4 protein-coding genes and 1 pseudogene are annotated in these 6,329 nt (G+C 66.7%); all 5 read left to right on the top strand.

The window, feature by feature from the left end; translation table 11 throughout:
- The first annotated feature begins 595 nt into the window (after positions 1 to 595).
- Positions 596 to 1,408: a TnsA-like heteromeric transposase endonuclease subunit gene (locus tag IH13_RS38590; protein WP_234433412.1), complete on the top strand. Its 813-nt coding sequence runs from the start codon at positions 596 to 598 to the stop codon at positions 1,406 to 1,408.
- 8 nt (positions 1,409 to 1,416) lie between these two features.
- The gene (locus tag IH13_RS0127585) at positions 1,417 to 3,540 is read left to right on the top strand and encodes a DDE-type integrase/transposase/recombinase (RefSeq protein WP_031088686.1); all 2,124 of its coding nucleotides are present in this window, start codon (positions 1,417 to 1,419) and stop codon (positions 3,538 to 3,540) included.
- Between the two features lie 44 nt (positions 3,541 to 3,584).
- Positions 3,585 to 4,565 carry an AAA family ATPase gene (locus IH13_RS0127580; protein ID WP_234433411.1) on the top strand — a complete coding sequence of 327 codons (981 nt, stop codon included), beginning with the start codon at positions 3,585 to 3,587 and terminating at the stop codon, positions 4,563 to 4,565.
- A 267-nt stretch (positions 4,566 to 4,832) separates the two neighbouring features.
- Positions 4,833 to 5,855 (top strand): hypothetical protein, encoded by a 1,023-nt coding sequence (locus IH13_RS41345; RefSeq protein ID WP_420713402.1) that lies wholly within the window; start codon positions 4,833 to 4,835, stop codon positions 5,853 to 5,855.
- Between the two features lie 261 nt (positions 5,856 to 6,116).
- A pseudogene (locus IH13_RS0127565) lies at positions 6,117 to 6,329 on the top strand (endonuclease VII); the annotation flags it as partial.

Raw genomic sequence — 6,329 nt, 5'->3', positions numbered from 1 at the left:
CGCCAGGGCGCCTGAGCCCGAGCCGCGGCCGGCGGTGGAGCAGGGGACGGTGATGGGCATGACGCGTCAGGAGCTGAGGTCTCTCCCGCCTCGTCAGTACATCGCTTTCCTCGACCAGTTGGCGACCCTCGTGTCGCTTGACCCGGCCTGACGCATACGCCGCGCGGCCGCTTGCATCGCGCCGAGGGGTCGCGCGGATCATCGTCGTCATGCTCCCTGCCGTCGGAGCAGGGAGACGGAGCTCGACTCCTGAGGTCCCCCGAGGGCCGCTGACGCTGTCATGCTCGCGCACCTTCGCCGACGAAGGTGTTCGTTCTTCTCCTGGCTGCCCGCGTGCCGGGCGCCGGCGTTCCTTTCCCTGCCTTTCACACTGAGCGATCCGTCGTGTCCGCCTCCGGACAGGCGCTGGTGACGTCGAAGGCATTCATCGGCCTTGCGTGATTCTCGACGCTTTGGCCGTTGCCTCTGGTGCGGATCCGGCATGCCTTCATGCCGGAGTCCGAAGCTGTGCCCGCTGCCCGCTCCCCGCCCCAGCGAGAAGACGTCCGCTGGGCGCCTGATCTGTGTCCCTGCCTCAAGAAGGGCCTTCAATCTCGTGATCCCCTTGTCCGCGCAGAAGCCGGCGTTGCTGACGCCCGCTGCCGCCTCCTTGCCCCGTTTCGGTGCCCGTCGGGTAGATCCGGCGTTGGTGGAGGCCCGGTATGTGGATGGTGCCGGCCAGGAGCATCAGACTCCATGGCTTCAAGCGGCCGGAGAGTATCCGCTGGAGGAGTGCGTCCCTGTTCAGCAGTTCCCGGTACTCAAGGGGCGGCGCATCGCTCCGGGTTGGTGGTGGATGGCTACGTCCGGGCGTCACGTGCACTACGGGTTCGGGGCGATGCGGACCCAGGTGATGCTGCTGGACCGTGACCCTGAGGTGATTGCTGTCGCCTGCCGGCCGGTGGAACTGATGTGGCGGGGCCGGGGCGGGAACGTGGTGTCACATGCGCCGCATCTCATGGCGAGGCTCGCCAATGGCAGCGGTGTGCTCATCGACTGTGCAGGTGCCCGCGGTGCCGGTCGGCGCCTGGTCCGGCGGGCCCTGCATGTCGAGTCCGCGGCCGAGGCAGCTGGATGGCACTACAGGCTGGTGGGCCCGCCTTCCGCGGCAGTCGAAGCCAACGTCCGCTGGCTTGCCGGATACCGGCATCCGCGGTGTGCACCGGACGGGCTGTCCCGCGTCACGGAGTGTTTCCGCGTTCTGAGGCCCCTGGTGGAGGGTGTGCGCCTGCTGGGTGACCCGATCGCGGTGTGGCCGGCTGTCTTCCATGCGCTGTGGAGAGGTGTATTGAGTACAGCTCTCAACCGGCCGCTCCATGAGCGCGTCATGACGGTGTCGGCCCACCCGGAGACGGAGGGGCAGCTGTGACGCGGCCCGTGCTGGAAATCGACGGGGAAGTTCGTTTCGACGGTCGCCGGTGGACGGTGAGCGGTCTGGAGTCGGGACGCGTCTGGCTGACCGAACAGAGCAGCACTGGCGTGATGGCGGTGCTCGGGCTGTCCGCACTGTTCAGCAGCCCGGGATTCGAGGTGGTCGGAGGGCCGTCGCCACTGAAGGCGCCCCAGTACGGTCTGCTGGCCACTTTGCCGGAGGAGGTGCGCGAGCGGGCTTTCTCGATGGAACGGCATGTCCGTGAGGTCGAGACCGGGTATCCGGTGCCGGGCGGTCGCGGGCCGGTGCGGGAAATGTACGACCCGGCACGCACGACGTTGGAGCAGCGGGAGCTGGCGAAGGCGGACGAGTTGCTGGCGTCGGGCTGGAAGGTCAGCCGGGCCACGGTGCGCAGGTGGCGTGAGCGGTACGGCCGGGGCGGCGTGTGGGAGCTGGTGCCCAAGCAGCGGGGGTCTTCGTTGCTGGACCGCGCCGACAAGCGGGTGCTGGCGGTGTTGGAGAAGCTGCTGCGGCAGGAGGAGTCGCGATCCCGTTCGCGGGGGTGGGCCAAGCGTATGCACCGCCAGTGCCAGTGGCTGCTGGACGCTGCACACGGCGTGGGTGTGGTGGAGGCGCCGCCTCAGTCGACGTTCAACAAGCTTCTGCGCAAGCTGGAAAGGGAGCTCGGACTGGAGGGGACGGTGGCGCAGCGGCGTTCGCGGGCGTCGCGGCCTGCTCCGCCGTTCGCCCGGACGGTGGCGTTGCGTCCGGGTGAGCTGGTGATGATGGACAGCACGCCGCTTGATGTGCTGGTTGCTCTGGACGACGGAGTGGTGGGCCGTCCGGAGCTGACTACGGCGCTGGATGTGGCAATCGGAGGCCTGTGGGCGATTTTGCGTCCGCCGGGAAGCAAACTGACGGACATTGCGGTGCTGTTGGCGCAGATGATGACCCCGAAGGTGATGCAGCCTGGTTGGGACGAGGCGTTGCGTATGTCCGCGTCGGTCATCCCGTATGAACGGCTGGTCAGCCTGGATAGGCGGCTGGAGGAGGCGGCGGCTCGTCCGGTGATCGTGCCCGAGACGATCGTGGTTGATCAGGGCAAGGTCTTCGTGTCGCCCGCTACGCGGGCCGCGTGCGAGAGCCTGGGGATCTCGTTGCAGCCCGTCCCGCCGGGCAACGGGCCGGCCAAGGGCCACGTGGAGCGGACGTTCGGCTCGTTGAACTCGTTGTACTGGCAGTGGGTACCCGGCTACATCGGATCGAACCTGTCCGAGCGTGGTTCGAAGGCAGGTGAGGAAAAGCTGTGGAATTTGCGGGAGTTGCAGGAGCTCCTGGATGAGCAGTTGGTGCTGTGGCATCACCGTCCGCATGAAGGCCTGCGCCATCCTCTGATGCCGAAGAAGGCTCTCACTCCGTGTGAGATGTGGGCGGCGTTGTTGCCGGTGGTGGGGTATGTGCCGGTGCCGTTGGGCACGGACGATTACGTGGAACTTCTGCCGGTGCGCTGGCAGGCGATCACTGACAACGGGATCAGGTTCGACTACCGCACGTATGACGACAAGTGTCTCAACGGGTCCCGCGGCGAGAGCTCCGGTGTGGGAGCGCAGAAGGGCCTCTGGGAGGTGCACTACAACCCCTACGACGTGACTCGGATCTGGGTGCGCCTTCCGGAAGGGTTCAGGGAGGTGCCCTGGATCCATGCCACCCAGGTAAGCCAGCCGTTCACCCACCATGTCTGGGAGCACCTGTGCAAGGTCGTCGAACGGACCCAGGGGCGTGATGAGCACGAGGCGCAGCTTGCGTTGGCTCTGGATGATTTCCTGAAGCGGGCGTCGGGCAACGGGAATCTGTCGCGCCGCGAGCAGCGTGTGGTGGCCAAGTCCCGTGCGGTCCAGACGTTGGCTGTGCCGGCGGCGGGGCTGGACCTGTTGAGCGCTCCGACGTTGTCGTTCGGGCTGACCGGTGTGTACGAGGCGCCTGACATGGACGACGAGACTGTTCCGGACGAGGACGACGAGATTCTGGCCGGTTGGGACGGGGCGCCGCTGGGAGACGTCCCCGCGGCTTCGGGGGGTTCCGCTGTCCGTACGGACGCGAGCGCGGAGGAGGACCAGTGGTTGCTGTAGGCACGGGGTTCCCTCCCGAGGGAGGTCTGGGGGACGAAGGGTCGGTGTGCAATCCGATCGTCACCTACTTCCGGTGGAGGTCCTATCTTGCGCAGCAGCGTGAAGTTGCTCTGCCGGTGAGTGACCCGACGTGGACGGGCCGTTCCCAGCTGGACTATCACTCCAAGTTCGTGACGCTGACGACCGCTTCCATGGAGCAGAGTCTGCAGCAATTGAGGGTGCTCCTGGTCCTCAACCGTCATCAGGAGGGCTCCGCGCGACGTGGGCTGATTGTTTCCGGTCCCCCTGGTACGGGGAAGTCCACCACTCTTATGGAGATGGCCCGGAGCTTTGAGCTCAAGTACCGGCGCCAGCATCCCGACCGTGCTGACACCCTGCCGGTCGCATTCCTCGGCATCCCTCCCTCGTATACGCCGAAGACGCTCGTCACGGCACTGGCACGATTTCTGTGTCTTCCCGTGCACGATGGGATGACCGAGACCACGATCACCAACGCGGTGTGCGCCGTCCTGTGCGAGCGGGGTACCCAGATCGTGTTCATCGATGATGTGCACCTTCTCAACACCCGGACACGTCCGGGGGCCGACACGTCCGACCAGCTGAAGTCGCTGGCAGAGCGGATCCCCGCAACGTTTGTTCTGGCTGGTGTGGATGTGGAGACGGCGCCGTTGCTGACGGGCCCGCGCGGTGCCCAGCTCGCCGCCAGGTTCAAGGTCCTGCGCTCACTTCCTCTGCTCAATGGGACCGAGCACCAGAAACAGGTGTGGCGAAGGCTGTTGAGAGAGGTGGAGTCGGCGTTGCGACTCAAACGCCACCGGGCCGGGACTCTCGAACGCCACGCGGACTACATCCATCTGCGGACGGGAGGCGTGCTGGCCAGCCTGTCCCAGCTCGTACGTGAGGCCGCGATCTGCGCCGTCCTGGACGGCAGCCAGGCGATCACGAAGAAGTCTCTGTCGAAGGTCATCCTCGACGTGCAGGCAACGAAGGGTTCACGCGCTTCTCGCCGGGATACCAACAGCTGAGCAACACCTGCTGACTGCGACCAGGTCTGTGAGGCCTCGGCCGGATCCGGGCGCAACAGGTTCCTGGCGCCAGTGCACCCCCTTCTTCTCCTCTCTGCTTCGTTTCCTGGCCCGAGTCGTCTCCCGCGTGCCACCGGCGTGGTCCCCCGCTCTCTAAGGAACTTGACTGTGGAAGTCTCTGCTGTGCCTCGTGCGCTGGTGCAGGTGCCGCCCGTTGCTGGGGAGCTGACTGGCTCCTGGAGCCGGCGGCTCGCCCACGGATACCGCATGTCCGTCCAGGACCTGGTCCGCGGCGTCATGACAGGACCACTAAGTGCCGGGATCACCGGAACGCCGCGCAACGGGCTGGAGCTGTATCTCAACGCGCCTGCACGGGCAGCCTTCGCCCGCTTCACCGGTACCTCAGTAGCCCAGCTCGCCGCTCTGCTCCCTGGATTCGCCTTCACGCACGAGCGGCTTGAGGAAGGCCCTGTTCCCCGGGCGGCCTGGTATGCCCCGGGGAAGGCATGGGTGGCGGCCTGCCTGCAATGTTGCGGCCGCTTCTGGTCACCTCAACAGCCCGTCCTGGTATATCCGGAGGCAGCCGGCCACATCTGCCGTCGGCACCGGAGGTGGCTGCTGGCCAACTGTGAGCGGGCCTGCGCCATCAATCTTGAGTCTCTGCCTGAGGTCCTCTCGGCCCACGAGCATCACACCGCTCTGCTGCGCACTCATCCTCAGGCTCGTGCGGTGGTGGAACTGGCTGCCGCGATGGTGTGGTCGTGGCAGGTGCAGGGATGGAAGCAGGAGGCCGTCTGGCACGCACGGACCGCTCTCCTGTCCTCGCTCACGGGCCGCTCACCGTCCGCCGTCACAGCACACGCACTGATCACCTATCCCGACACGGTCGCCGTTGCCCGTCTTCTGGTGGATCACGGCTGGCAGATGCGTCTGCGGGAGACGGCCGTGGCGTACGGAGCCCCTGCGGCGACCGGGATCCTGCTGACAGAGCTCGGCCGCCGCACGGGGCGCTTGTGGCTCGGCGACTGGCTCGCAGCCTGCTCCCGGATCGGGCGCTGGCCCGGCAACGGCGCGAATGCTGGTGCTCTGCTGGAGCAGTGGGTCGCTCGTCTCGGAGCAACAGACGGTACGGAGCAGCCGGCCGGTGCCGGCCTGTGGGCGGTCCCTCTCCCGGCCCGTCGTCCGGTGGAGCACAGCGAGCGCACCACTTTCCTCATCGATTCCCGCTCCCGAGAGGCCACCGAGGAGGCCGGTAGATCTTCCCTGACCGGTGGATGGGAGCCATCTTGACCGTCCTGCACACCGGAATCGACGTGGTACTTCCGGCTCTTCCGCCTCGGTCGGCGTGCCTTGTGCCCAAGCGCGCTTCGTGGACCTCTGGACAGGACAGGTGCCGCAGCCCTCCGTGCGCTCAGTCGCAGCCCCGGATTTTCGCGCCGCTCAGGCACCCTTCACCGATTCAAGGAGAGACACCGTGTTCACGCATTTCACTACCATTCCGCCAGTTGCGGCACCGGGGCAAGCCGGCGTCGTCACGACCACCTGCGCCTCGTGCTGATCTCGCCGCAGGAGGCGCGCCGGATCCTGACCGAGCGGACCGCGGACTGTTTGGTGCGTGCAGCCCCGGACCTCAATCTGTCCCGGTATGCGTTCCAGAGCAGCAACCATGTCATCGTCGGTGATGTCGCTGTGCGCGGCTACAAGCACAAGCAGCGCTGGCGGCTGGATCTTCGTGAGATCGAGCGGGCAGCCCAGCGGCTGGCC

Source organism: Streptomyces sp. NRRL WC-3549, assembly GCF_000721935.1.
Taxonomy (GTDB): Bacteria; Actinomycetota; Actinomycetes; order Streptomycetales; family Streptomycetaceae; genus Streptomyces.
The sequence above is the reverse complement of the archived record's forward strand: the minus strand, read 5'-3'. Positions and strand labels throughout refer to the sequence as shown.